The sequence below is a fragment of the Streptomyces klenkii genome (assembly GCF_003626645.1).
GTDB lineage: Bacteria > Actinomycetota > Actinomycetes > Streptomycetales > Streptomycetaceae > Streptomyces > Streptomyces klenkii.
In genome coordinates, this window is record NZ_RBAM01000079.1 from 1 (window position 1) to 1,408 (window position 1,408).

Genomic DNA, 1,408 nt, shown 5'->3' on the forward strand with positions numbered 1-1,408 from the left:
GCGCAAGCTCGACGAGGCGGCGGCCACCATGCACCGGACGATTGACGCCGTGGAGCTGACACGGGGTGGCGGTGGTCTTAACCTGGCGTTTGCCGCTGGTCGAGAGCTTCGCGAGTGGCGACAGGAGCCATGGGTGCAGGACGTCAACGATCGGTTGCTGGCCCTCATGGCCGCGATCTAACGGGACCGGTAGGGGTACGTGAGCGACATCGACCAGGCCAAGGAAGTCGTCCGTGACCAGGTGTGGCGCCTGCTCGAACGTGAGGGCGCGGTGCCGGAAGGCTCGTACGGCAAGATCCCCGGCTTCTACGGGGCCGAGGTGACAGCCGACCGCCTGGCCGAGCTGGACGTGTGGAAGCGGGCCCGGACGATCAAGGCGAACCCCGACTGGGCCCAACTGCCGGTCCGTATCCGCGCCCTCAAGGACGGCAAGCTCCTCTATATGGCCGTGCCGAGGATGGCGAGCCTCCAGCCGTTCTACTTGCTGGACCCCGAGACACTTGAGCTACCCGTCGAGCAGGCCGCGGAGAAGAGGGGCGCCTCACAGGTGGCTCGCCGTGTCGGCGTCGAGGACATGCGGCCCATCGACGTCGTGATCTGTGGCAGTGTCGCGGTCAACCGTTCCGGTGCTCGCATCGGCAAGGGCGCGGGGTATTCCGACCTGGAGGTGGCGCTTCTCATCGATGCGGGCCTCGTGACGGACAAGACGGTCATCGTCGCGCCCGTTCACCAGCTCCAGGTCGTCGACGAGGAGATCCCCGAGACAGAGCACGACTTCAGTGTGGACCTGATCATCACGCCCGACGAGGTGATTCAGTGCCCTGGGCGTCGCCGGCCTCGGGGGCTTGTCTGGAACCACCTCACGGTCGAGAAGATTGAAGCGATTCCGGTGTTGGCTGCGCAGGCGACCATTCGACAGAAAGAACAGAGTTGGAAACATCGCGACGGGTAGGCGTACGACTGACCAACTTCAACTTTAGTATTTCCACTTATGGGCAATTGTTCTATAGTTATTTGAGGATATGAAATATTTTTGGTCCCAAGGTTGGTTAAGGGGTGTTATCGCGGCTCGCGATAGATGCGTGCCGAGCACACCGGCCACACCACGTGATGGCTTCGTTGGTGTGCGCCGACAGCTCGGACCGTCAGCGCGTCCGGCTAGGGTTACCCCAAGCCACGATGCAGCGGACAGTAATGCGCTCGGTAGGTTCGCAGTTCAGGAAAAGTGCGGTGTTGGCGTGTACCAGGAAGGACAAGCTGCTCTATGTCTCGCTTGACGTTGCCCCAGCTGGAGCGGCACTTGTTCGCGGCTGCGGACGTACTCCGCGGCTCGATGGAAGCCTCGGCGTACAAGGAGTACATCTTCGGGATGCTCTTCCTGAAGTACGCCTCTGATCAGTTTGAGTCG

Annotated in this window: 2 protein-coding genes and 1 pseudogene; all 3 read left to right on the plus strand. The window is 62.1% G+C overall.

Going from position 1 to position 1,408, the window contains the following annotated elements; all coding sequences use genetic code 11:
• Positions 1 to 181 (plus strand): annotated as a pseudogene (locus D7231_RS37210) (transcriptional regulator); the annotation flags it as partial.
• 18 nt (positions 182 to 199) lie between these two features.
• The gene (locus tag D7231_RS34730) at positions 200 to 952 is read left to right on the plus strand and encodes a 5-formyltetrahydrofolate cyclo-ligase (protein ID WP_120760345.1); all 753 of its coding nucleotides are present in this window, start codon (positions 200 to 202) and stop codon (positions 950 to 952) included.
• Between the two features lie 312 nt (positions 953 to 1,264).
• A partial coding sequence (locus D7231_RS38240) for a type I restriction-modification system subunit M N-terminal domain-containing protein (protein WP_147449882.1) occupies positions 1,265 to 1,408 on the plus strand: 144 nt, incomplete at its 3' end.